We start from the raw sequence: 26,042 nt of genomic DNA on the forward strand, positions 1-26,042 counted from the left end.
ATTCAATTATTCAGTTATTCTGTTATTGCGAAAAACCCTGTTTTAAACAAAACAGGGTTTATTCCAACTTCAACCTCGCCGGCCAACCTACATAGCACGGCGGCTGGCAAGTAAAAAATCTTTAAAACAATTGCTCCAAAACCAGGAACGGCGAGTGTGAATGTTGTTTGCTTGCTTCTTCACATTTGGCTACACTATCGTTTGTTGCAGCCCGCAAAGAAGAGTTAGGGTCAACTTGTGTGGTGCTTGTTTTAATGTTAATGGTGCTGTCTATCTTAATATCTATTTTCTTTTTGTTGTCATGGTAACGAAAGCTTGCTGTATCTGTTGACGGTTTTTTGTCGGGATGATTGTTTTTGCTGTTGTCGTTATCATCATCGTCATCGCCACTTGCTTCAATTTCAACTTTATTTTTATCAATTTTCATGTTGAATCGGCCGTCTTTGTGGTTGTTTTTCTTACGTCTTTCAGTAACTCTTTCCAGGCAGTTGTCTGTCATTACATATTCCACATTGCTTTCCCATTTGCATGAGTTGTTCAAATCATCATCGTCAAAGTTTACGTTAATACCTCTTCTGCCTCTGCGTCTGTCTATGTTTACATTGAACCATTCGTAGTCATCGATGCTTTCATCCATTTCGATTCTTTTTCCCACCGGTACTTCAACGATCAATAGCACTTGCTGATTGCGAAATTTGTCATCTCTTTCTACCGCAAAACCTTTTGGCAGCGAAATGATAGAGTCTTGCTGGTTTACATCAAACCTTATATTGCCTGCCAGTTGTTTAGCTCTTTCTGTACTCGGACTACGACTGAAACGTACTCTGTAAATATGATAAGCCGAGTCTTTACTTTTTATTACGTTGATACGAACAGTTCTCAACATGATTGAGTCATCAGACAATCCAAAGAAAGGTGCGTGGTTCATGTCTGCGCCGAACCAGTTGTCATCATAGTAAGTACCCGGTTTTACATTTGCCTGGATGAATATTTTGCCGCTGCTTGGTTGTGAAATGCTTAGCGTTTCGTCAACCCCGGATCTTGATTTGAAATCGTGCGTTACATTAGCAACCAGGAATATTGCGGCAACTAAACCGATTACCCATAGCGTTCCGAAAACAAAACCCAGATAGTGGCGGCGTGAACGAACACCCATAATGCGCCTGATTAACCACGTGATAATTCCTACAAGAGGCAATGCAAGGAAGAAAACCAGAACGATCCATGCAAGGAAGTTTTCCCAAAAGCCCTCAAGGAGAAAGTGTTTTAACGGGTAAACCGACATGGCACCGAAAAGCAATCCTATCAATACGCCAAACAATGACAGCGCTATAATTCCCGCAACAAAGAAGAAGAATATTTTAAACAATGTGCCAATTACGGAGCCAAAGTCACTTCCTCTTTTTTTTAAAGTGGTGCCTGCTTCTGCGCCAAAGTCTTTGGCACGGCTACCGGCGGTTGATCCGAATTCTTTCGCTCTTTCACCCAGGTTCTGCGCCGCTTCTTTTACTTCGCTGCCAAATTTTTCTGCACGTGTTTTCATGCTCGCAAGGTCATCGTTCACAGTGTTGCGGATGGTATTCAGGTCCACTTTTTCGCCGCGCATTTCCAATTTTTCAGACGCTGTGGTTGCATAGGGAACAGCGATCCACAAAATGATATAGGTAATAAACAATGTGCTGCCAAGAGAACCTGTTACAATGCGTGGGCCAAAATGCCAGCCCCAGTTCCAATCCCAGAACAATGTGTGGAAACTGCTGGAAACAATGCCGATGATGAATGGCAATGCGAAGATCAATCTTGGAATCCATGAATCGATATTGAAATAAGACGCAAGGCCACCGCATACTCCACCAATTACTTTATCATCGGCGTTACGAAAAAGTCTTTTGGTAATGCTGGATTGAACAGATTGTGAGGGTACGATCACCCACAATAAAATATACACCCAGAACAATACGCCAAACAATAAAGCGAAGATGATGCGCACAATTACCGGATCAAGGTGCAAATAGTTGGCAATACCACTACACACACCGCCAATGATCTTGTCATCTGCATTGCGGAAAAATCTTCCTTTGCTGTAAGGGATGGAAGGCCCTTGTGCAGCTTGCTGATATGTGTTTTGCTGTTGTTGATTTGTATTTGCATTAGCATTTGCATTGCCGGTTGCTGCAGGTTCTGCATCAATAGCATCAAAGTCTTCAGGGCGGCCTATGCTGGCGATGATTGAGTTGATATCATCATCTGTTATGCAGTTTGTGCCATGCTTCAAACGGTCGCTGAACAATTCAGCAACGCGGCTTTCAATGTCGTTAATGATTTCATCACGTCCGTCTTCGTTAGCGAAGTATTTGCGTAAGCTATCTATATACTGCTTAAGAATATCATAGGCAGATTCCTCGATAGGTATTACCCTTCCCTGGAAATTTATATTGATAATCTTTTTCATCTTTTAGGTATTTTGTAGGTTGTTGATTAGTTGGTGTTGGTAGTGTCCGGAACTGTAGGAAGCGATTCATTTTTGTTGGTAAGTTTATTGACCCCGTTGGCCAATTCGTTCCATGTAGTTTCCAGCTCTTTATAAAAGGTCATTCCTTTGTCTGTGAGGCTGAAATATTTTCTCGGCGGTCCCGAGTTACTTTCAACCCATCTGTACGTTAGCATTTCTGCGTTTTTCAATCGGGTGAGTAAGGGGTAAAGGGTTCCTTCCAGAATTTGAAGACCTGCCTCCCTCATTTCATCCACAATATCGCTGGGATAAGCTTCGCCCCTGCGAATGATGGAAAGGATGCAGAATTCTAATATGCCCTTTCTCATCTGGCTCTGTGTGTTTTCTATATTCATGATCTTCCTGTTTTATACAAATAAAAATGGCGGGTCCAGGATAAGGTTTTGTTGATAAGGTTCAATGTTCGACCTGCCATTCATATTTGCCTTGTGATCTTTTGACAACACAAACATAGGTAAAGTTTTAGTACTATGCAACACATAGTACCATGTTTTTTTCAGTAATTCTCATTGGAAGGAAGTGGTTATAGCATAATTAGTTGATAATCAATTGAATTATTTTGAAAGAATTTTGAAATATTTTTTTAAAAAAATTTTTCCCGGGACAATTCTTAGATGCACTGGAGAAAAAGATTGCCAAACTCTAGACTTCAGCCGAAATTTTACGTTTGTTATTAATGCACGCTTTGGGTGGTTTTACTGCAGAACCTTGTTAATGCGGGCATCTTTTAGCGGAACCAGGTAGATTCAATTTTCGATTAACCGGAATTTTTTAAAGAAAGATTAAAGCTTTGATGAAGATTTTATTTGTTGCACGAGCCACGCTGTTTACCAATATGGGCGGTGACACTGTTCAAATTACTGAAACAGCAAAGCACCTTTGTTTAAGAGGAATACATGTGGACATTAAGAGGTGTAATGAAGAAATCGATTATTCACCTTATGATCTGCTTCATTTTTTCAACATCATAAGACCAGCTGATATTTTATATCATATCAGAAAATCACGAAAGCCCTTTGTTGTCTCCACCAATTATGTGGAGTACGCCGCGTTTGAAAAAACAGCAAGGGCTGGCGCAACCGGATATTTATTGAGATTTTTCTCCCCTGATTTTATAGAATACCTGAAGGTAATTGCGAGAGCCTTTATAAGAAAGGAGAAAATTGTAAGTCCATTATACCTTTTGTGGGGACACAGAAAATCGGTTACATATCTTATAAAGAAGGCTTCATTGCTACTTCCAAATTCTTATAGCGAGTATAGCAGGTTGGTTAAAAATTATAAAACGGAACAAAAATTTGTGGTTGTTCCAAACGGTGTTAATACGGCATTGTTCCAGAAAAGCTCTCTGGCAGAGCAAAATGAAAAACTGGTATTATGTGTAGCACGGATTGAAGGGTTGAAGAACCAGCTTAATTTGATTAAGGCAATGAATGATACGGACTATCAATTGTTGATTATTGGAGCTCCGGCAACCAACCAGCTTAATTATTTTGAGCAGTGCAAGGCTATAGCATCCGATAATATTTCTTTCATTGGTAGCATGCCTCAGGAGCAGCTTGTTCCTTATTATGAACGGGCAAAGGTGCATGTGCTTCCCAGCTGGTTTGAAACAACCGGCTTAAGTTCGCTGGAAGCCTCAGCAATGGGCTGCAATATTGTTATTACAGACCAAGGAGATACTGGCGAATATTTTGGTGATCTGGCATTTCATTGTGATCCAATGTCGCCGTCATCAATTTTTACCGCGATAAATGAAGCGGCAAAACAACCCGTTAAAACTTCTCTGTCCCCAAAAATATTGTCGCAATACACATGGGAAATCGCCGCGTTAAAAACAGAAGAAGCCTATAATGCTGCGTTACAAAAAAATTGATGAACATGAGAATCGGAATAATTGGAACCAGGGGAATACCCAATCGATATGGTGGCTTTGAGCAATTTGTAGAATCCATAGGGCCGGCTTTAGTAAAAAGAGGCCACGAAGTTTATGTATACAATTCTTCACTGCATCCTTACCAGGGAAAGGAATGGAAAGGAGTTAATATTTTGCATCAGAACGATCCAGAAAACAGGTTGGGAACAGCCGGGCAATTTATTTACGATCTGAATTGCATACTTGATTCGCGCAAACGCAACTACGATATTATTTTGCAGCTTGGCTATACCAGCAGCAGCATTTGGACATTTCTATTTCCAAAAAAATCTCTCTTGATCACCAATATGGATGGGCTCGAATGGAAAAGGAGTAAGTATTCCAGCCTTGTCAGGAGTTTTCTGAAATCTGCAGAAAAATGGGCAGCACTGCATAGCGACTACTTAATTGCCGACTCAAAATGCATTCAAAACTATTTGCAGGATAAATACAAAAAGCATTCTGAATTTATTGCGTATGGGGCAATGCCTTTCGCAACACCGAATGAAGCAGTGTTGAAGCAATATAAAATCGAAAAATATAAATACAATTTGTTGATCGCCCGGATGGAACCAGAAAATAACATTGAAATGATTATTAAGGGCCATGTCAACGCAAAGCATAAAGATCACTTGCTAATTATTGGTGGAGTTAACAATCAATATGGTAAGAAGCTCAAGGAGAAATACAGCTCAGCTTCTGTTATCTTTTTAGGAGCCATCTTTAACATGGAGATCTTAAACAATCTGCGCTTTTATTCTAACTTGTATTTTCATGGACATTCAGTTGGGGGAACGAATCCGTCTCTGCTTGAAGCCATGTCATCAAATGCATTGATCATTGCAAACGACAATATTTTTAACCGGTCTGTATTGAAGAAAAACGCTTTTTATTTTACCAGTGAAAATGATATATCCGTCATGTTGAATATGCAGCTAAAGAAAGAAAACCATCTTCAAAAGCTCCAAAACAACATGGAAAAAATCCGGCATCAATATTCCTGGACGCGAATAGTAAATCAGCTTGAGTCTTTCTTTTTCGAGGCTATGAAAAAAAAGTACTCTACCGGGAATGCGATTGCATACACACTAAATTACTGATTACTAAATTAAAGCAAGGGGCCTTTGCAAGGTGTAATATGCACGCCGTTCCTGCTGTCATAAGTTCCCCCAATACCTATTCTTAAATTTTACTTATTATATACTTTCATGTGAAGGATTGAGACAAAATAAAAAGACGACGTTTTGAAACGCCGTCTTTTTATTTTGTCTGCTTAATTAGATTGAATTCTTATCTGTGATAATATTGTAGAAATTGTCATACTATTTCAGGATAGTAAATGTCTGGCGGCTCTACTACATTTTGGCTTCTGTAAGCTTCTTTCGTCCCACCACGGGGGTGAGTATAAAGGCCAACAGAATGCCTCCTAAAACTATTTTTTTGGAAGTGTTATTAGCAGAAACCACGTCGTATTTTTCGGGGCTTATGAAAGGCTGTACTATTTCAACATCTTTGTCTTTTAAAGATGCATTAACCTTAATAAGTTCATTTTTTGAATTATACTCAATCTCATTTAGCTGAGATGGGCTAATAGGATTATTATAGAAAAAATCAGGAGTAAGCTTATTCGCTTTAGCTAGATTGTCAATAACCTGTTTAGTGCTATCAATTTTGCGAATCTTTGTTTCCAAAAGATTTTTTTGCTCAGTTAATTGTTCATTTCTTTTGCGTCTGGTATTTGTAATGTATTCATTATCGGCAAAAAAAGAAACAATTTTTTCTTGTATTTCTTTTAGGTACGAGGTATCTTTTAAAGACAGGTCGATATTGTAGACAAAAAAAGAATTGTCGCGAGCGCCTGTTGGAATAAATGAAATAGAAAAATCTGTTATAGATGAATAAGCATTTGAGGAAAGTTTAAGTCTTTCCTGCAATACAGGATCTTTTTTGAATTTTCTAAAACTCAAAGACAGCTGTTCTCCTAATTCAACCGGCATGTTATTAATTGTTATGACAGCGTTCGTCTTGTAATACTTGGGTGCAATAACTTTTAATGAATATGCCAAACCAACACTTACGAGGATAAGGCATATGAATACCCAAATGGCAGAAAAGAGTGCCCTCGTATAAAATTGAAATGCCTTTTTTGAGACATCAATTAAATACCTGCCAAATTCCAAAAGGTTAAACTCGTCGTTTTGATCAACTTTGATATTCATATTTTTGATTACTATTAAGGATAACGGCTAACTATTATTAATTCCAATTTTCTTTCGGAATATAAAGAGTAAAGATAGAACTAAAGAACGAATACAAAATAATTGTCTTATTTAGATCCAGCATAGTATCTGTAACACAGCACAAAATAAAACAGACAGCAAATATCTTACCTAAATAAGTAACAGCAGATTTATCCTTTTTGAAAAATGGAATTAAAAATGTAGTAATTAAAATCAATAATCCTACGATCCCTGTCTTTAAAGTATTTTCCAAATACTGATTATGAGAGTTGTATTTGTTATAGCGTGAGGCAAAGTAGAATTTTCGGTTTTCACAAGCTGCCGATAACGAATCCATCGCATCGCCTGTACCCACACCAATTATTGGATGCGCCTTAATCACATCAAAGCTGCATTTCCATAATGCGATCCTTATAGCTTTGCCGCCCCAACCACGTAGAGATGAGTCTGTATCCAGTGGAATTGTATTATTTGGAGAAAAATCCAAGGCGTCAATGACCTGACTTTTAAATTTAGGAGTATAGATTGCCGCTGCTGAAGTGATAAGAGAAGTGATCAAAAAGAAAAACAGGATTGACTTTCTGTAAGACTTAAATTTCAATGTAAATGCTGCAATGGTAAAGAAAAGGCATACGACCACTGTTCTGTTGGCTAGCAAAAGGATCAGGATGAAGAAAAAGAATATCAAAAGAAGGGAAAGCAATTTTTTTTTGCGCGGTAATGTTGCTGCGTTATCGAAAAAGTTAAATCCAATTATTTGTATCGCGACCAGCGCTGCCAGCGATGCTCCTACGGGTTGCCAATCAGAAAACAACAATAAGCTGTGAGCGAAAAAAACATCCGAGTCCCCAGACTGATAGAAATTAGAAAGCCCATAACCAAGGGCAAATAACATAAACAGGAAAACAGATATAACAAAGGCTTTGGCGATAGCCGAAAAATTTATTCGCACATATTTTGATGGCAGGGTTCCGAATATTAACGGAAGTATTAGTAGTGGTGATTGTTGTTGAATTTTTCTAAATCCTTCCGTCAAATTGCTTGTATAAAACAACCCCACGACGAGCACGGAGTACAATAGTATGTACAAAAGCATAGCTTTTGACCTGAAAGTATTTTTTGAAAATTCTTTGTCTACAAACAAAAGCCAGTAAACAAAGAAAAGTATAACGGTAATAGAGTTAATTATTGTTAAAGAAAAAGCGGAACAAATTGAAGCTATTGAAAAAAAAGTAATGATCTTCTCGTTGTTTCTATATAAAATCTTTGTCATAACTATAGGCCTCTTCGCAATTTTTGCTTGATCAATAGCCAAATAAATAATGTGTTTGTTATTAAATATCGTTTCCACAACCGCTTAGGTTCCTGTATTAGCCTAAAAAGCCATTCGAGAGAATATTTTTGCATCCAGACGGGCGCCCGTTTTTGTACCCCTGCCATAACCGCAAATGCTCCCCCTAAACCCAATAGCGTTGCATTTATTTTTTTGAAATTATCAGCCATCCATTTTTCCTGCTTCGGGCAGCCCAGCGCTACCAAAACAAGGTTGGGTTTAGCTTCATTTATTTGATAGACAAAAGAATCATGCTCATCGTTGCTTAAGGGCCGAAATGGAGGAGATATAGCACCCGCCAATTTAACCCCAGGATACTTATCAGCTATTAATATGCTTAGCTTCGACAAAGTTTCTTCGGATGAACCATATAAAAAAACCGCCAAGTGATGTTCATTGGCTTTCTGTAATATTGCAGGCATAAAATTCATGCCAGCAATTCTTTCCTGAGTAGTGCCATAAAGCCATTTGCAAGCTTTGGCTACCGGACTGCCGTCCGCAACAACAAGTGTTGCATCGTTTACCTGAGTACGGAATTTTGCATTCTCATGCGCTTCTATTACCATATGCGCATTTGCAAAGCACACATATGATGGAGAATGAAGTTTGGAAAGATTGACTATGTTTTCAAGGCAATCTTCAAAGGTTAAGCGATGTACGTCTAAACTAATTATTCTTGACCGCTGGTTCATTAATTATCCCTTTATTTTAGTTGTGTTAAGCACTTGCTGATAAATTGTCATTAACATCTCGTAGTTTACGTCCGGCGTGTATTTGCTTAAGTATGTAAGACGAGAGTTGTGATAAATGTGGCTTGATGCCCTATTGCCAAATGTTTCTAGAATTTCAACCAGTTGGGCCGCGTTGCCCGGCTCAAATAAAAACCCATTAAAACCGTCGTTTACCAAGTCTTTCATTGATCCGATCCTTGATGTAATAACCGGTGTACCAGTTGAAAAGGCTTCAATTATGGTAAAGGGCAACCCTTCGTACCAAATAGACGGAAAAATAAGCGCTTTGCATTTTTTCATGAAATTTAGAACATCATTTTTTGATTTTTGCCCGGCAAATTCTATGTTATCAAAGCTTTGATACTGTTGCTCAAGTCTCGCTCTTTCAGGGCCATCACCTACAATAACTATTTTTTCCTTTGTATGTTTAGAAAAAGCCTCCAATAATGTTACTATGCCTTTCTCGATTGAAATTCTTCCCACAAACAGAAAAAAATCTTCCCGCTCGTCCTGCCCAACACCATTATCGAAAACAAAATTAGGTTTAATTGTTACCTTGTCATTTGGTAAAGTAAGCGCCGAATTGATAATTACATTCTTGGAAAAATCGGTCAATAAAATGTATCGGTTTATCAGATTCTTCCACGTTCCAATAAATTTGTGAACCGACGAAATGCCTGTTACAACTGCAGATTGAACTGTTGAATTGTGGTAACATTTATATTTAATTCCGGACAGAGGCAAAATCTTGGTAACACATAATTCACAGGGTGTGTTGTTTCGCAGCAGCAAGGCATTTGCACAGATAAGACGGTAGTTGTGCAATGTAGCTACTACCGGAACGCGCATTTTTTTTAAAGCAAAGAAAACAGAGGGAGATGCATTGAAAAAGAAATTGTGCACATGGGCTACATCCGGTTTAAATGTTTCGACGATCAACCGTACTTTTCGATACGACCGCTTATTGTAAATGGAGGAAATCGCAAATTTTAGTTTGGACATCCCACCTTCTGTTATTTCATTATTGAAGTTGAGCAATTCCACCGAGTGGCCTTTGGCTCTCAACAGTTCCATCTCCTGTTTAACAGCAACATCTTCTCCGCCTAACTGCCGGTACGCATTATGTATAAATAGAATCCTCATTTTAAATCTCTCTTTAAAAGTATTGCAAATAAAAGCAGCAATCCTTTACCTGGTTTTCCAATCTTTTTGCCAGATTCATCTTTTGCTTTAAAGTAAGCTTTCAGCACAGGCATCCCCAGTCTTTTACTTTCGAAGCATCTGACAAACCAATTGGAAGAAATTGCTTCTTTCAGCTCTTTCTTCGCATAAATTTTATATTCTTTATTATGCGACTCGATTTTATTATACCAGTTGACGGTTTTATGCAGATATTCGATGTCTGGTGAAAAAATTTCGAGTCTGTTAAAATATCCGTTGTGAATATAAAGCTCTTCTTCAGAGGGATGTATGTTAAGAAGACTTAAATACTTTTTTTGTATAATGTCAACTTCATGCTCTCTTTCTTTGAAGCGCTTTGAAGATGTGTTCAGCCGGTGTATTCTATATTTTAAAACGGGCCTTCTGTTTATTTTAATAGCGTTGTTTTTGGCAAAACGTGCAAGTAGATCGTAGTCGTCGCAAATTTTAAAATCTTCGCTATATCTCTGGTCCCCTAATCGTTTCTTATTTATCATTACGGTAGAATGACAAAAAATGTTTGCAAATAACATGCACGCAGAAATACCTTCCTGGCTCGGATTGTAATTATTAAGGCCCAACAGTCTTAAGATCTTTCTGAAAAATGGGCTCATAATATCATTGCCAGACTCGTCAATGTAGGTCGGAAATGAAGCCGCCGCAATCAAATCTTTCCTTTTCTCCAGAAATTCAAATTGGCTCTTCAATCTGTAAGGATAAGAAATGTCGTCGTGATCCTGAATAGCTATATAGTTAGTAGTGCATAGGCTAATTAACTTATTATGAGTAAAAGAGATTCCTTTGTTGCTTTCGTTTACAGATAATTTTATACGGGGATCACCTATTGCCTTAATAATATCAACTGTATTATCAGTTGAGCAATCGTCTACAATAATAATTTCGAAATCCTGGAGCGTTTGAGTAAAAATCGCATCCAACGTTTTCAAAATGTATTTTGAAGAGTTAAAGGTTGGTATAATTACAGATACTAGGGGCATTATAAACTATTAACTTAGATTAGATTAAAGATAAATTTATATTGTTTCTTTTCAGGGCACTGTATGTTACGATCGTAATGAAAATTTCTGTAAGAATGACAGACACACAAATTCCGTACATGTTATAGTAAAAGGCCAGGGGTATGGTAAAAGCAATGCTGGCCAATCCGGTTATTATATATATGGTTGAATATGTTTTTTTAAGCCCAAATGGTAACAAGCCAAGTATTCCAAATACATAGCTTAAGATCACAATAAAAGGCGCCGGAGACATTATTTGCAATAATGCTTTTGAAGGCAAATATTGAGCACCAAATACTATTCGAATAAGTATATCTGCAAAGAGAAATAAAAAAATTGAACAGACCAGCCCGGAAATGGACATTATTTTATAGCATTTTTTTAGAAACGCCAATGCTTTTTCTTTTGATTCTTTTGCATAGATGGTCATTCTCGGATAAGCTGCCTGGCCTATCGTGAATGTTAATGACTGGACTCCTTTGATCAATTTATCAGCTGCAACAAAATAGCCGACCATTTTGTCATTTGCAATAATGCCAAGCAATACTGTGTTGGACGTTGTATATAAGCTTATAGCAGCTGTAGACAAGAACAGGTGCCATCCATCATCCAGGGCATTTTTAATTTCTGCAATTTTTGGAACGTACCATTTGATTAGCTTTTTCCTGAGAAAAAATATAACGGTTATGATTATCGTCATAATAAAACAAACGAATGATTGGATAAATAGCGCTGCGGTGAAATCGTTTGATGTTTTGATGAAGACAAATACGAGCAGAATTGAAACAGCTCTGGGTATGACCGATATGGGGATGATCCATTGTGTTTTCTCGATTCCCTGGAAAAACCACGTCGGGCTAAACAGGCTTTGCAGCACTACAAAAAAACCGATCATGTACAAAAAGAAGCTGGATCGCATTTCTGGAATGGCTAGAATGAGACACAATAGTAAGAAGAAGCTAACTATTGCAAGTAGCATTTTAGAAAAAGTTGTTGTCCAGAAAATTTTGCTTAACTCGTCGATATTGTTTCTTGATAGGGCTACGTGCTGGGTTGCAGACATGTTAAAGCCAAAATCTGTGAATAAAACAAAATAATTTATGACCGCCTGGATAAAACTTATTTTGCCAAAATTGTCCGGGCCTAGGGTGCGTGTTAAATAAGGTATAACTACAAAGGGTAATATATAGTTAGCTTTTTGTAATATCAATAAGGCTGCGATGTTCTTTCTAAATTTTATATCCATAGGATATAGGTTTTCAAAATTTGGTATTTAAAAAATTATTTTTTTCCGCGTAATATTTTATTACTTCGCTTTCTAAATTTTATCCCTAGATAATGCCCAGAAAAGTAACTTTAGCATCCTTAGTTTTCTTTTTGACGCTGTTATATATAATTGCGCCGAGAATACTGGAAAGACAATTTTTTTTAAATGAAATCCTTTCCCTGTGTGGCATTGGCCTTATTGCTTACCATAAGTTTCGGTTTAAAAACGACGACATAACGATATATTTATTGATTTTAATCTTATGGTGTACCTTCCACGTTTTCGTTTCTTTGTTCAGGTTGGATAACATTTACTACTTTTTGCGAAACCTTGTTATAGTATATTCCATTGCGACTTTTTTTGTAGGATTTTATCTTCAGAAATATTTTTTATATTTTTTTAATAAGACAAAACATATACTAGGTTTATATATTCTGATGTTTTTACTTGTACCAAATGAGTCTTTTTTTGAACGCTTTGGGATGGCGACTTTGTTTCCTCCTCTTTTCAAAAGAGTGCAAAATAAACACATTTATTGGCTTTTAGTGCCGATAAATTTCGTCTATGCTGTGACTTACCATTCTTCTACAGCCGCAGTTGTTGGAATGTTTTATGTTTTGCTTCTGGCTTCGCCATCATACAAGTTTTTCAAAATTGTCGTAATAACAGGTCTGGTGTTTGCTGCCTCGCTGATGATCTATTTGCATCCTTATGTTGCTATGATGTATAACGTTCCTAAAAATGAGGTTATAGAACTTGTAATGAAGCAACACCCGCTTTTGGCAAAAGATCCAAACAACACCTGGAGGATCTTGCTATGGGATCAGATTTTATTTAATCATTTTCCCGGAAATATCTTTGGGGCTGGTTTCGGTACCCCGATGCTTACATATTTTCCGGTTGAGGACCCTACAAAGATGCCATCTCTTCCTTATGTTGTTGGCGGGCACAATTCATTTATTTATTTATTCGGCAGGCTTGGAATTGTCGCCATCGTTTTCTTGGGATTGATTTACAGGAAAGTATTTAAAGAATTTTTTAACAATCGTGATCAATACCTTCAATCAGACAGTTATATCTTTTTCTTATCATTTTTTGCAATAAGCATTGTAGCTGCATTTAACCCGGTATTAGAAACGCCAATATTTGCGAGCAGCTACTGGCTATTCCTCGGTTTGGTAGCCAGATCGGTTTATAATCGATCCCCAAAGAAAATTTTTCAGAAAGACAATGCAACGTTTGCTTTTTGAGATGTGTCAGCTAGATGTTTACAAAATATACTATCGATAGCATACCCGCTTTGTGGTATTGTTATTGATATATAATGGGATATATTTGCGGCGATTTATTTGCCATTATCCTGATTGACCACTCAAAACCTTATCTGATATTATGAATATCGCACAAAAAGAGAAAGCAAAAGCTCTGAGTAGAGAGTTGCCGACTGTTAACGGCATTAAAAGGCCCGCCCCTTACGCACGAATAAAGAAGAAACATTTGATCGCCAAGCGGGCTTTCGATATAGCCTTCTCCTTAGTTGTCATAATTTGTTTATTGTCTTGGCTATTACCCATCTGTTTTATCTTAATAAAACTTGATTCCAGAGGCCCCGTTTTCTTTAAACAAAAAAGAGTCGGCTATAAAGGGAGATTATTTAGCTGCCTGAAATTGCGCACAATGGTAGTTAACAATCTTGCGGATGTTAAGCAGGCAACCGATGATGATGTAAGAATTACAAGAGTTGGCCGCTTCTTCAGAACCACTAATATTGACGAACTCCCGCAATTTTTTAACGTTTTATTTGGAAACATGAGTATCGTTGGCCCACGACCTCATATGACAAAAGATTGTAGGGACTTTTCCAATGTTGTAGCAAGCTATGATCTAAGACATTCTGTGAAGCCAGGTATTACCGGAATGGCGCAGACGAAAGGTTTTCGCGGACCAACCAATGATATTGACAGCGTTGTTTCGAGATACCAATGGGATATTTTTTATGTCCGCCACATTAGTTTCTTTCTTGATTTGAAACTGATTAGCATCACTTTTCAACAGACATTAAATGCTCTGGTAAACAAAAACAAAGAAATTGAAGAGCTTGAAAGAAAACTTACTATTTCTCCAAGACCAGAAATGGCTCGTGTGAGAGAGGTGAACAAGAAAATGGTGGTTTAATTTTCTATACAGAATTTAACTTTTTTTTCAAAGTCCGCTTTTAAAGGGTAGTAGCAAAAAATAAACGATTATTTTTGCACACTCGTTTGAAAGCGGGCTTTTTTTTATGAATACACATTTGTCAGAACAGGAAATCATTCGCAGGGAGAAATTGGCTAAACTACAAGCCGCGGGCATCGACCCGTATCCGGCGCCATTATATCCGGTTACCCATTTTTCAACGGATATCAAGAACGATTTTACTGAAGAGAATAAGGAGAAGTACAGCTCAGTGTGCGTTGCCGGTAGAATCATGAGTAATAACGATAAAGGCAAGGTTTTCTTTATTAAGATACAAGACAGCAAAGGCATTATTCAACTATATGTAAAGCGTGATGAGATCTGCCCGGGCGAGGATAAGTCTCTCTGGGATAATATGGTAAAACATCTGGATCTCGGTGATATCATTGGTGCCACTGGTTATGTATTCATTACAAAAACTGGTGAAACCTCCATTCACGCACAGACAATTACATTACTTACAAAATCACTTAAACCGCTTCCGGTAGTAAAACATGATAAGGAAGGGAATGTGTTTGACGAAGTAACAGACCCTGAGTTCCGTTACCGCCAGCGTTATGCAGATTTGATTGTAAATCCTTCGGTAAGAGAAACCTTCGTTAAAAGAACGGTATTGATGAACACGATCCGTGAATTCCTTAACGGACAAGGGGCGCTTGAAGTGGATACCCCTGTGCTGCAAAGCATTCCGGGTGGTGCCGCTGCGAAACCTTTCATCACTCACCACAATGCGCTGGACATGCCTTTGTACCTGCGCATCGCAAACGAGCTTTACCTGAAAAGACTGATCGTTGGTGGCTTTGACTGGGTATACGAATTCAGCCGCAACTTTCGCAACGAAGGTATGGATAGAACGCACAACCCTGAGTTCACCGTACTTGAATGGTATACTGCATACAAGGATTATTTCTGGATGATGGAAATAACAGAGCAGCTTTTTGAAAAAATTGCGCTGGCACTACACGGTACCACAGAAGTACAGGTAGGCGATAAAATAATCAGCTTCAAAGCACCGTTCAAGCGTATTTCTATTTACGATGCTATTAACGAACATACAGGAATAGATGTAAGTGCAATGGATGAAGAAGGTTTGCGTGGTGCTTGTAAGCAGCTTGGTTTACACGCCGATCCAAAATTTGGTAAAGGCAAACTGATCGATGAGATTTTTGGCGAAAAATGCGAGGACAATTATATACAGCCAACTTTCATAATCGACTACCCGGTAGAGATGAGTCCACTTACCAAGAAACATCGCAGCAAAGCCGGACTGGTAGAGCGTTTTGAGTTAATGATCAACGGAAAAGAATTGGCAAATGCTTACAGTGAGCTAAATGACCCTATTGATCAACGTGAACGTTTTGAGGAGCAGGTAAAATTGATGGAGCGCGGCGATGATGAAGCAATGTATATCGACTATGATTTCTTAAGAGCACTTGAATACGGAATGCCGCCTACAAGTGGTATTGGTATTGGTATCGACAGACTTGTGATGTTGATGACCAACCAGCCGTCAATCCAGGATGTATTGTTCTTCCCTCAAATGCGTCAGGAGAAGGCGGAATAATAAGTTGTTAGTTATTGGTTGTTAGTTGTTAGACCTTAAGTTCGAACTTCTGTCTAACAGCTAACAACTTTTTTATGTGAGCTCTGCAAGGCTTGTAGCCTTGCAGCATTATTATATCGCCTCTGGCGATAAATGTTGCCAGAGGCAACAGAATAGAACTCCGAAGCTAAAAGCGTACGAGAGCAGAAATGTTCTTACCAAACAACGATCAACGAACAACTTCCTCAACCAATTCTTCTACTCTTAAAGTCGCCCGAAATAGCCACCACACCTGGCGTTTTTCCTTTTTCAAAGCTTCCTAGTTTGTCCGTTAATTGTAGCGCTTCTGCACCATTCAAACTCCCCATCTGTAAAAGCGTAGTTAAAGAAACATCCGGAAAAGCCTCATGTAAAGTTTTTATTTCTTTGGCAATATTCAGTTGCCAGTTGCTGCTGTAGCTGTCGGTCCCCAAAACCATGCGACAATTATGTTTAATGAACAGATCCAATTGAGGCAACTGGTTTTCAATGTATTTGTTTGCATTTGGGCAAAAGCAATACACCAGCTGCAATCCGTTTTGCATAGCGTAATTATTAGCGAACACAATATCCTCTTCCTGCATGTAGGTGTTATGCACAATAAAAATAGTCTGGCCGTTTTTGAAGTGCGGTAAATAAGATTGTATAGTGGATTTGCCGGTTATTGGAAACGGCGATTTTTCAACGCCAAAATTTTTATACAGTTTTAAAAAATCACCTTCACCGGTTTTGTACAAAACATCTTCTGCAATGCTTTCCTGGTTGTGTATGGAAATGATCTGTTCTTTAGTGGCAGCATTGATCATTTCAAATGTTTTAGGGCTGATGCTGTATGGCGAATGTGGCGCCAGTGAGCTTTTGCCGCTTAGTGCCTGTTGAAATGTTTGCAAAATATTTTTGTAGTTGGCCATGTTTTCCTCCGCACGCGCATCTGAAAAGCTAAGGACCTCTATAAAATTTTGCCAGTAGATGTTGCTTTGTTGTTTCGTAGCAATCGCATCTATGGTATTGCCAATGTCGCCAACAGCAACAGTTCCGTTGTTATACATTTCCTGTTCTGCTCTTGTAATCGCGTCGGCGATCACCTCTTTTTCAAAACCACGTCTTTGTATAACCGAAATTAAAAAATCTACCAAGCCCGTGTGTGGAGGAATCACATCTTTCAAATGGCTCAACTCAAGGTGACAATGACAGTTTACAAAACCCGGGGCCAAAGTGCCTTCAAAAACCTGGATATCGTCACCCGCATCACTTGATGGAACGATCTCCTGCACCTCTCCTTTTTCGCTGATTATCAATACCTGATCGCCTGATAACATTTCTTTTCCCGTAAATAAAAAATCACCTTTGAATTTTTGATAACGCATGCTTTAATTGAATTAATTTTGCAAACCTTTAAAAAAGGTTGAACGGTTGAAGTTGGCTGGGCAAATCTATGATGCGAACAGCATTACTTCTGCGGTTTCAAAATAATATTACAATATGTTAGACAGATTAGAAGCCATTAAAGCAAAGTTTACGGACCTGGGTGTTGCGCTTACAAACCCCGAGATTGTGAGTGACAACAAGAAGTTCAGCGCTATGAGTAAAGAATACCGTAGCCTGGAAAAAATTGTAATGGCTTATGATGCATACAAAAGATTACTCGACGATATCGATTTTAATCGCGAAGCTTTGATGGGCGATGACGATGAACTAAGGGATCTGGCCAAGCTGGAAACTGCAGATCTTGAAGAACGCAAAGAGAAAATGGAAGCGGAGATTCGCCAATTGCTGATCCCTAAAGATCCGCAGGATGAGAAGAATGCCATTCTTGAAATTCGCGCAGGAACCGGCGGTGATGAGGCTAGTTTATTCGCAGGTAACCTGTTGGATATGTACCTGCGTTATTGCGCCAAGAAAGGCTGGAAAACAGCCATTTTGAGCGAAAGTGAAGGTACTGTGGGAGGCTACAAAGAGGTAAACGTGGAAGTGGTGGGAGATGATGTATATGGAACGCTGAAATTTGAAAGTGGTGTGCACCGCGTACAACGTGTACCTGCTACGGAAGCCAGTGGACGTGTGCATACCAGCGCTGCAACTGTGGCTGTAATGCCGGAAGCAGAGGAGGTGGATTTTGAACTGAGAGAAAGCGATGTGAAAATGGAAACGGCGCGAAGTGGTGGTGCGGGTGGACAGAACGTGAACAAGGTGGAAACCAAGGTAATGTTGACCCACTTGCCAACAGGAACCGTGGTGATTTGCCAAACAGAACGTTCTCAATTGGGCAACAGGGAGAAGGCGATGCAGATGATGCGTACGCGCTTATATGAAGAGCAGGTGCGTAAGCAGGAAGAAGAGATTTCCCGACACCGTAAAAGTTTGGTAAGCACAGGTGATAGAAGTGCCAAGATCAGAACTTACAACTATCCCCAGGGGCGTGTGACCGATCACAGGATTGGACTGACTGTATATAACCTGGATGCTGTAATGAATGGAGATGTGGACGAATTCATTGATGCTCTGCAATTTGCGGAGAATGCAGAAAAAATGACGGCGCAGCAGCAATAAATGGGTAAGAACTTCCACAAATCCCGAACTGACCGGAATAAGTACAAATACGCAAAAAAAGGACCGTTAAAGGCCGCATTTTTACCTAAACTGCTTAAAATCAGCCTTTGTAGTGTTAAAATTTTGAAAAGCTGACGAAAAGCACTTGCAAGTTACAATGTTATTGCGTTGCTTTGTGATGTGAAAATGATGTTGAAAAGTGAGACGAGAAGTCTAAAAGCTCTTTAAGGATACTTTAACAAAAGAAATTGAACCCAAGGCATCAGTTTTGCATCTTACATATGGAGTTCAATTTATAAAACAGTCTTTCTATTGACTTACACAAAAGCAGTCAATTTTCTCATAAGCAGTTAGTTTTGGTTACGGCCCTTGTTTCTACAAGGGCCTTTTTATTTCAAGACAATATGTTTTTGTTAAATGCTGCGTGATTTTGAAAAATAAATGAAAGAAAATAAAAAACCTGCTGCAGCTCCGCACGTATCCGCTACAATATCAAATAAATCAAAGCTTCTATTCGGTATATAATATTTCTGGACGAACTCCAGCAAAATGCCATTTGCCGTAGAAAGCAAAAATAGTATCAGCAAAAATTTTGTGAGCTGCTTAGAGTAGAAATGATTCCGGTTAAGGAACAAGGCCCATGTAACTACAAGGCCGCCAAACAATATTACATGTGCAATCTTGTCAATATGTATTGCGTCCAGCCAACTGCTTTGTGGAATGGCAGAACCCGGCAGGCACAATAGAACCTGGATTACCAAGGTCCAGAATACGGGTACGACAGGCGTTTTAAAAAGAAATTTTAGCACAGGAAAAATAAATAGTTAGTGTGAGCATTAAACGCCCTGGTTCGTGTCTTCACGAACCAGCCGGCATTGATTGCCATTTCGGTTCGTGAAGACACGAACCGGGGCGTTTTGATTAATTTAAATGGTTCCCATAACAAACATGGCGTTCATGTCAGGAGTTGGGCTTCCTCCTTTTTTCTCCAAAGTAACTGCGAACGCCGTAGCCGAAGGGATATTTTTCATTTTTACAACCATATTGTCTTTGTCCATATCGAGCATTCCCGCATCTACAGGTTTGCCGTCCACCATTGCCCACAATTGATATTGCATCCCGGGCGCTGGTTTTGGTAAGTTGTTTACCATCAGGTACACATCTTTTGTTTGCGTGTCCCAATAAACGGTACACATGCTGGAAGGGTTCGCAGAAACGCCCGGAAGTTTTACCGCCTTCATTCTCGGATTTCTGATATGCTCAAAATTGGCTTCATAATCCTGCAGTTTCGCCTGCATCGACTGGTTGTTGTTTACCAATTGATTTTGTTGAATGGACAGGTCATTAAATGCCTTAACCAGTTTTTTGTTTTCCTTGTAAAAATAGAAATTCAATAGAGTGCTTGCTCCCAGCAAAATAATAGCGGCCGCGGCGGCAGAGCGAAGTGAAAATAGTTTTCTTATGATGAGAGGCTGGTCTTCATCCTCATATTCATTTTCTGTGTAAGAATAGCTTGCCATGTATTCACCATTTCTTTCGCCGGTGGCTGCATTGCGAATTTTATCTTTCAAATATGCCGGCGGTGTAACGGCATCGGACATGGCAATATGCTCCAGGGACAGCTCAAATGCTTCTCTCGCTTTAACTACTTCAGGATAGGTGGCACATACGCTTTCAAACTCAAGCCTTTCTTCTTCCGAAGCAAGGCCGAGTACATAGCTCTCGATAATACCACTTTGTATGTATTCCTGTATGTTCATTTCTATTTCAAAAATGTTCTCAATTGTTGAAGCGCCGCTCTGATCCTCGTTTTTACAGTGCCTAAAGGAATTGATTCAATCTCCGCAATTTCCTCGTGTGTATATCCTTTAAAATATGCAAGCTCTATCAACGACCGTTGTTCTGGTTTTAACTTATCAACTATTTTTCTCAAACCTATATTGTCAACTTCCAGTTGTATGCTTTGCAAATTATCTGCACTGCTATCAAGTGATTCGCTTCTGTGACTGTTGCGATAGGTTTTGGAGCGAACCATGTCTATCGCCGCATTGCGGGCAATATTGAGCATCCATGTAAACAAGCGCCCTTTTGTTTCATCGTAGCTTTCTATTTTCTTCCAGATGTTTACAAAAACCTCCTGCAACACATCGCCCGCAGCGCTTTCATTCTGTACGATCTGTAATATAATGCTGTACAAAGCGCCTGAATAATGTTCATACAGATAATTGTAGGAGCCATTATTCCGTTGCTTTAAAAGCGTTATAAGCTCTGCTTCGGTATATGTTTGTTTAATTGACAATAACGTTGAAAGTGATACAATATTAACAAAAAAAGAGCGCCGAAGCACTCTTTATATACGTCAAAATATGTTGTTTGGTTTAACCTACGATGGCTTTGTAACCAGCGGCATCCAGCAATGCATCAACTTCTGCAGTGTTGCTTACCGTCATTTTGATCATCCAGCCTTCGCCATATGGATCTGTGTTAACCAGCTCAGGGCTTCCAGCCAAAGCAGGGTTCAATTCAGTGATTGTTCCGGCAACAGGCAAGAACAGGTCGCTCACCGTTTTTACCGCTTCTACAGTACCAAAAATTTCGCCGGTAGCCAGCTCTTTACCAACAGTTTCTACTTCTACAAACACGATATCACCCAATTCGCTTTGTGCGAAATCTGTAATACCAACTGTTGCAACATTGCCGCTCAGGCTAACCCATTCGTGGTCTTTTGTATAACGCAGATTATCTGGAAAGTTCATGATACGTTTTTTTAGTTTTTAGAGCAGCAAAGATGCCTTTTTTTTGAGAAAAAAGAAAAAGCTTTTTTGAGTTGAGAATGGAGAGTTGAGAGTGGAGAGTTAAGCCGGTAATTGCTTTTGTAGCCAATACTTAAACGATTTCTAACTCTCCACTCTCCATTTTCAACTCTCCACTAACTAAAATTCCTGTTGCTGAAAATACATCAGCACATGGTCCTTCAAAAAGTCTTCCTGTTCTTTCAAACCGTATTTTGGCAATTCTTTTAACTGGCGGAAATGCGGCCATCCATCGGCGTCTACTCCTTCCATTTCGTAGTAGCCGCTTGGCGTTAGCACGGTACAAACCGCTATATGCATGAGGTCCTGCTTTTGTTCCTTGGAAAATTTCTTTTTTATATCGCCCAGCTCCTGAACGCCTATCATGAAAAGAATGGTTTCCATATCGGGCTTTTTGCCAAAGCGCTCCACCAATTTCGCTTCCAGTTGCCACCAGCGGCTTTGTAAATCGTCTTGAATATTCATGGTGCAAAGGTAGGGGAACGCAGAGAATGGCACGCAGAGAATGGCACACAGATGACACGGATTGGACTGATTTACACGGATCTTTCTGAAACACGAACTCGTAAATATTTTTCGGACACCTCGAATGTGTAACCCTTCAGTTATTCTGTTATTCAATTATTAGCAAAAAATCCGTGTAAATCCGTCCAATCCGTGTCATCCGTGTGCTTTCCCTCTCAGCTTGAAGTACAACACAAACCCCACCACTACCATTGCAATCTGCATAAACGCCCAAAACATCGTACTGATATCACGAACCATTTTGCCGCCAAAATCCATGAAGTGATGCTTGTGAAGCAATGCAAAGCTGTAACCTTCCGCCAGGTCTTTATCGCTAATTTTTAATGCCAGCGCACCGGTGCTTGTTTCCACATAATACTTTTCATGATTGCCTGTTTCGTACTGTACTTTCCAAACGGGCAGGCGCTTGTTGATGAATCCGTATTCGTCAGTAAACTTTGTGACGAGTTCCGTTGCTACAATTTTGCTGGAGCTTTCGCTGTACATGTTTGCGAGATGTTGTGCATATAGTTTTTCTCCGTCTTTGGCGAGTTCATAATTGTTGTTGCTGACAAATTTTACAAGGGGTGCAGCAACTTTTTGGTCCTTCATCAGATCGCCCTGCAAATTGTTTTTCTTGTCCCTTGCCGCGTACAACTGCCAGTAAATAGTACCGTCGATATCTGCGAGGCCAATATTGGTAAATGTTTCGCCGGAAGATAATTTTTGTAAAGCCGCATTCAAATCCAGTTTGAGTTCGCTTGCCGCAAACGATGCGTCGTTTGCAGTTTGTGCTACAGCCGTTGTTGTCATTTTGTTGAATGCATGGTACCAGCCACTGAAAGTAAACAGGAGTGTAAAAAGCGCAGCTACAATTGAAACAAAACGGTGATTGTTCCTGGCGCCGCTCGTGCCATTGCCGTTCTTCTTTGCTTTGGTGGTAAAGAAAACGTAAAGCCCCAGTATTGTGTTGAAGAATGCTAAAGCGGTGATTAAGCTTATGACCAACAATCGCCCTTTGCCTAAACCATCCAGCCACGACCAGTTGTGGAGCAGAGAAAAGATCTTATCAAAAACCAGGCGTTTTTTATCCATAGCAAATGCAAACCTGTCCTGCGTGGTCTCTACGTAGATTCTGATGTTGTCGTCTCTCTTAAAATTTACTTTATAAACAGGCAGTAAGCGATTGATGTATTTATATTCTTCGTTGAAACTGGTAAGCTTCTGAATGCCTGAAATGTTAGCAGTTGCTCCGCCCTTCATGTTTATATTTTCGCAGCAGTCTTTTGCATCGCTGCTTTTGGTGCGATCAACATTAGTAGAAGCCAGCAGCGTATTTCTATTCACTGGATTGCTGCAACATTCCATTACACTCGCATCGCTCTTTGCATTTCCCGATAAAAAAATAGATGCCAGTTGCTTTGCATAAATCTCGTCACCGTTTGCGAGTGATTTTCCTGATTCGGTGCTGATGTATTGCGCGCCCTTTTGTTGCGGTAATTCTATTTGATAAAACAAATGCTTATTGATGTGAACGAATCGAACATTCTTTACGGAGTCGATTTTATTTGCAAGCAATGCCTGTGACAACGGTACTACAATTTGATTGGTATCTACCGATGAAGCATTGATAGTTTGCTGCGCTACTTTCGGACGAACATTCGTCATGAGCGGATGCAGGAAACCGCTTGCGGCCCACAGCAGCACGGGAATACCGGTTATAAGGCTAACCGTTCGGTGCCATTTCATCATTCGCTGGCGGACATATTTTCTAAGGGACATTCTTTACATTTTTTTGTTGAACAAGCTGCCAAAATCATACGCTACACCAATGTTGAAATTTCTTGGTTCGCCTGGGTTGTAACTATAACCGTAAGCACTTTTGCTTGCAGTGTACGCATAGTAAGTGTTTGCCACATTCAAGGCATTCACCCATATTTCCGCGTTTTTGTATTGGTAAGCAACACGCACATTGAATACATTGTAACTGCCAATCTTGGCCGTGTTTTGTGGATCGAGCCAATAGCTGCCTACGTGCTGCCATTCAGCGCCCAGACGCAAACCATTTACAAAAGCCGGTCTGTACCAAACCTCTGTATTGTACAACCAGTTTGGCGCTGCGGCCATTTCGTTCTTATTGTAACTTATCCCTTTTTCTACGTAGTCAACAAATGTGTGTTTGCTATAAGCGCCGCTGAATCTTACGGAAATGCTTTTGATCGGGTTTGCATTCAAGCCAAGCTCAATGCCTTTGTGCGATGTTCTTCCGGCATTCCTGTTTTCATAGGAGCCGTCATCAAGGCGAACAGAAATAATTTCGTTGGTGCCTTGCAAAGAGTAAGCGCTTATGTCTGCAGTGAGTTTATTTTTAATAATAGAAACCCATCCACCCACCTCGTAATTATAAAAAACGGAAGGGTCAAGATTGGGAACTTTAACACCTTTGAACAGGTCGGTGATCTGCGGCGGAACGAAGCCCTGGCTATAGTTTGCATAGATGCCAACGCCATCGCTGAAATTATAAGTGAAACCAATTTTCGGACTAACTGCTGAGAAATTTTTGATTGTATCTGTTGCTCCCGAGTAAGAAGAAGTTGGCAATGAATTGTCGAATTTATAACTGAACAAATCATAACGAAGCGACGCCACCACGCGCAGTTTTTCTATGGGAGAAAATTCAAAATTCACAAAAGCCGCGTAGTTGTTGATGTTTGTGCTGAACAGCGCAAGCATGCTGTCTGTATTTTGATAGCTCGTGTATTTTTTGCTGATGGTGTCTTTATTAATCCTGATATAGTTTGCAGTATAAGTCGACGGACTAATATCAATATTTGCACCCGCAATGATCACCGCTTTTTTCCAGTTAAGATTTTGTCTGTGCTGCGCAATGAAAGCATAACTGGAAAAGGAAGAATTGTTGATCTCTCCGTGTGCCAGCGTTTTATCGCCTTTCCATCCGGATGATGTGTAGCGATAGTCATCCTTTATGCTGTAAGACGGGTTTTGAATGATTGTATTGTCGCGGTAAACGATGGAGGCTGTTGTTTTGCTTCTATCGTTCCATTCATGCACAAGCGTAGAGTGGTAGCGCAATGCATTTACCTGCCTGTAAGTGAACGTTTGCGGATTGCTGAACGATTTTGCCACATACATGGCGCTGTCAATACCTCCGGGCATATCGCTGTAATAATTCAGCCAGGTAATGCCATTGGTCAAGTAGGTTTTACTATTGAAACGATAGTCAACTTTCGCAGTGAAAGTGCCTTTGTGAAAGTCGCTGTATTCAATAAAGCTGTTACGTTTGTCCGCGTAATAACCACTTGCCGAAACGCCCCATTTGCCGGCGGTAAAGCCGGTTTGCAGATCGGCACGTTTGTAACCGATATCATTTCCCTGCAGAGATAATTTAAGCACAGGCACGGCTGTTGGCGACGCGGTGATGAAGTTTACAGCGCCTCCAATGGCTTCACTTCCATAGAGGGAAGAGGATGGTCCTTTGATTACTTCGATATTTTTTACCGCTGCCATATTCATTTCCAGCAGCGCATTGTGGTTGAAGAGGCCTGTTGTGCGAATGGGAATGCCGTCTTCCAGGTATAGAAACATGCTTTTGGTGGTCATGGGCTGGCGGATGCTCATCATGTGCTGCTCATTTCCCAGGTTCACCATGTACACACCGCTCACTTTATTCAGTAGTTGGTCAACAGTTGTGGCTTTGGTGTCCTTGATTGTTTTGGAATTGATATTTGCAATGGCAACCGGCGCCAGCGAACGCTTTACACCTTCGCGGTTGGCAGACACAGATATTTCATTCAATGTATTGTTTGACGGCTCAAGACTTATGATTGCCAGTTTCTCGCATTTTATTTCTGCAGACTGAAAGCCGGTGTAAGTAACGGTTATGGTTTTATTTTGAAACTGCTGCGATAGTTCGAATTCGCCTTTATCGTTTGTAGTCGCAATAATTTTATTGTTGCAATAAATACAGCAACCCGCAAGTGCTTCTTTGGAATTCTTGTCTATTACTTTTCCTTGCATAGTTTGGCTGAATGCCTGCATTGCAAACAGGAGCATAGCACAAACCAATATGTTTTTTAAAAACATTTTGTAGGTTTTGATTGATCAAATCGAGGCTGAAGTG

General features: G+C 39.7%; 22 protein-coding genes. 6 read left to right on the forward strand and 16 right to left on the reverse strand.

The annotated features are described in order from the left end of the window. Nucleotides 1-121: 121 nt before the first annotated feature. Nucleotides 122-2,452, reverse strand: a complete 2,331-nt coding sequence (locus KTO63_RS04315; RefSeq protein ID WP_217789921.1) for a PspC domain-containing protein — start codon at nt 2,450-2,452, stop codon at nt 122-124. A gap of 26 nt (nt 2,453-2,478) precedes the next feature. Beyond that, complete coding sequence (locus KTO63_RS04320) at nt 2,479-2,847, reverse strand: PadR family transcriptional regulator (protein ID WP_217789922.1); 369 nt, start codon at nt 2,845-2,847, stop codon at nt 2,479-2,481. A gap of 458 nt (nt 2,848-3,305) precedes the next feature. On the opposite strand from KTO63_RS04320, the gene KTO63_RS04325 reads away from it, so the two are divergent. Both KTO63_RS04325 and KTO63_RS04330 read left to right on the forward strand, forming a co-directional pair. Beyond that, the gene (locus tag KTO63_RS04325) at nt 3,306-4,388 is read left to right on the forward strand and encodes a glycosyltransferase family 4 protein (protein WP_217789923.1); all 1,083 of its coding nucleotides are present in this window, start codon (nt 3,306-3,308) and stop codon (nt 4,386-4,388) included. Between the two features lie 5 nt (nt 4,389-4,393). Beyond that, a complete protein-coding gene (locus KTO63_RS04330; protein ID WP_217789925.1) occupies nt 4,394-5,527 on the forward strand; it encodes a DUF1972 domain-containing protein in 1,134 nt (377 codons plus the stop codon). 255 nt (nt 5,528-5,782) lie between these two features. Here KTO63_RS04330 and KTO63_RS04335 read toward each other — a convergent pair whose 3' ends face one another. From KTO63_RS04335 to KTO63_RS04360, 6 genes are all read right to left on the reverse strand, one after another. Then, nucleotides 5,783-6,424, reverse strand: a complete 642-nt coding sequence (locus tag KTO63_RS04335) for a hypothetical protein (RefSeq protein ID WP_217789926.1) — start codon at nt 6,422-6,424, stop codon at nt 5,783-5,785. A 259-nt stretch (nt 6,425-6,683) separates the two neighbouring features. Next, nucleotides 6,684-7,982, reverse strand: a complete 1,299-nt coding sequence (locus KTO63_RS04340; protein ID WP_217789929.1) for an O-antigen ligase family protein — start codon at nt 7,980-7,982, stop codon at nt 6,684-6,686. After that, the gene (locus tag KTO63_RS04345) at nt 7,943-8,692 is read right to left on the reverse strand and encodes a WecB/TagA/CpsF family glycosyltransferase (protein WP_217789930.1); all 750 of its coding nucleotides are present in this window, start codon (nt 8,690-8,692) and stop codon (nt 7,943-7,945) included. Before KTO63_RS04345 ends, KTO63_RS04340 begins: the two co-directional genes overlap by 40 nt. Before the next feature lie 3 nt (nt 8,693-8,695). Further along, nucleotides 8,696-9,874, reverse strand: coding sequence for a glycosyltransferase family 4 protein (locus tag KTO63_RS04350; protein WP_217789932.1), 1,179 nt, complete (start codon nt 9,872-9,874; stop codon nt 8,696-8,698). Next, on the reverse strand, nt 9,871-10,929 hold the full coding sequence (locus tag KTO63_RS04355) for a glycosyltransferase family 2 protein (protein WP_217789933.1): 1,059 nt from the start codon (nt 10,927-10,929) through the stop codon (nt 9,871-9,873). The genes KTO63_RS04350 and KTO63_RS04355 overlap by 4 nt, the downstream gene beginning before the upstream one ends. Before the next feature lie 19 nt (nt 10,930-10,948). Continuing rightward, a complete protein-coding gene (locus KTO63_RS04360) occupies nt 10,949-12,196 on the reverse strand; it encodes a flippase (RefSeq protein WP_217789935.1) in 1,248 nt (415 codons plus the stop codon). 320 nt (nt 12,197-12,516) lie between these two features. On the opposite strand from KTO63_RS04360, the gene KTO63_RS04365 reads away from it, so the two are divergent. From KTO63_RS04365 to lysS, 3 genes are all read left to right on the forward strand, one after another. Then, nucleotides 12,517-13,467: a hypothetical protein gene (locus tag KTO63_RS04365; RefSeq protein WP_217789938.1), complete on the forward strand. Its 951-nt coding sequence runs from the start codon at nt 12,517-12,519 to the stop codon at nt 13,465-13,467. A 142-nt stretch (nt 13,468-13,609) separates the two neighbouring features. Next, entirely contained in the window at nt 13,610-14,392 is a 783-nt protein-coding gene (locus KTO63_RS04370; RefSeq protein WP_217789940.1) for a sugar transferase, read from the forward strand. A 106-nt stretch (nt 14,393-14,498) separates the two neighbouring features. Further along, a complete protein-coding gene (gene lysS, locus KTO63_RS04375) occupies nt 14,499-16,016 on the forward strand; it encodes a lysine--tRNA ligase (protein ID WP_217789942.1) in 1,518 nt (505 codons plus the stop codon). Nucleotides 16,017-16,240: 224 nt separating this feature from the next. Here the strand turns inward: lysS and KTO63_RS04380 are convergent, their stop codons facing one another. Then, entirely contained in the window at nt 16,241-17,401 is a 1,161-nt protein-coding gene (locus tag KTO63_RS04380; protein WP_217789943.1) for an amidohydrolase family protein, read from the reverse strand. A gap of 115 nt (nt 17,402-17,516) precedes the next feature. Between KTO63_RS04380 and prfA the strand changes: the two genes are divergently transcribed. Beyond that, nucleotides 17,517-18,584 (forward strand): peptide chain release factor 1, encoded by a 1,068-nt coding sequence (gene prfA, locus KTO63_RS04385; protein ID WP_217789944.1) that lies wholly within the window; start codon nt 17,517-17,519, stop codon nt 18,582-18,584. A 413-nt stretch (nt 18,585-18,997) separates the two neighbouring features. Here prfA and KTO63_RS26215 read toward each other — a convergent pair whose 3' ends face one another. The 7 genes from KTO63_RS26215 to KTO63_RS04420 all read right to left on the reverse strand — a co-directional run bounded on the left by KTO63_RS26215 (nt 18,998) and on the right by KTO63_RS04420 (nt 26,005). After that, the gene (locus tag KTO63_RS26215) at nt 18,998-19,393 is read right to left on the reverse strand and encodes a VanZ family protein (RefSeq protein ID WP_217789945.1); all 396 of its coding nucleotides are present in this window, start codon (nt 19,391-19,393) and stop codon (nt 18,998-19,000) included. A 117-nt stretch (nt 19,394-19,510) separates the two neighbouring features. Continuing rightward, on the reverse strand, nt 19,511-20,344 hold the full coding sequence (locus tag KTO63_RS04395; protein ID WP_217789946.1) for an anti-sigma factor: 834 nt from the start codon (nt 20,342-20,344) through the stop codon (nt 19,511-19,513). A gap of 2 nt (nt 20,345-20,346) precedes the next feature. After that, the gene (locus KTO63_RS04400; RefSeq protein ID WP_217789948.1) at nt 20,347-20,883 is read right to left on the reverse strand and encodes an RNA polymerase sigma factor; all 537 of its coding nucleotides are present in this window, start codon (nt 20,881-20,883) and stop codon (nt 20,347-20,349) included. A gap of 79 nt (nt 20,884-20,962) precedes the next feature. Then, nucleotides 20,963-21,340 (reverse strand): glycine cleavage system protein GcvH, encoded by a 378-nt coding sequence (gcvH, locus tag KTO63_RS04405; protein ID WP_217789949.1) that lies wholly within the window; start codon nt 21,338-21,340, stop codon nt 20,963-20,965. Between the two features lie 177 nt (nt 21,341-21,517). Then, nucleotides 21,518-21,862 (reverse strand): hypothetical protein, encoded by a 345-nt coding sequence (locus KTO63_RS04410; protein WP_217789952.1) that lies wholly within the window; start codon nt 21,860-21,862, stop codon nt 21,518-21,520. A 195-nt stretch (nt 21,863-22,057) separates the two neighbouring features. Continuing rightward, nucleotides 22,058-23,683: a PepSY domain-containing protein gene (locus tag KTO63_RS04415; protein ID WP_217789953.1), complete on the reverse strand. Its 1,626-nt coding sequence runs from the start codon at nt 23,681-23,683 to the stop codon at nt 22,058-22,060. Nucleotides 23,684-23,686: 3 nt separating this feature from the next. After that, complete coding sequence (locus KTO63_RS04420; protein ID WP_217789954.1) at nt 23,687-26,005, reverse strand: TonB-dependent receptor; 2,319 nt, start codon at nt 26,003-26,005, stop codon at nt 23,687-23,689. Nucleotides 26,006-26,042 lie beyond the last annotated feature (37 nt).

It is taken from the genome of Pinibacter aurantiacus (genome assembly GCF_019130065.1).
Lineage (GTDB): Bacteria > Bacteroidota > Bacteroidia > Chitinophagales > Chitinophagaceae > Pinibacter > Pinibacter aurantiacus.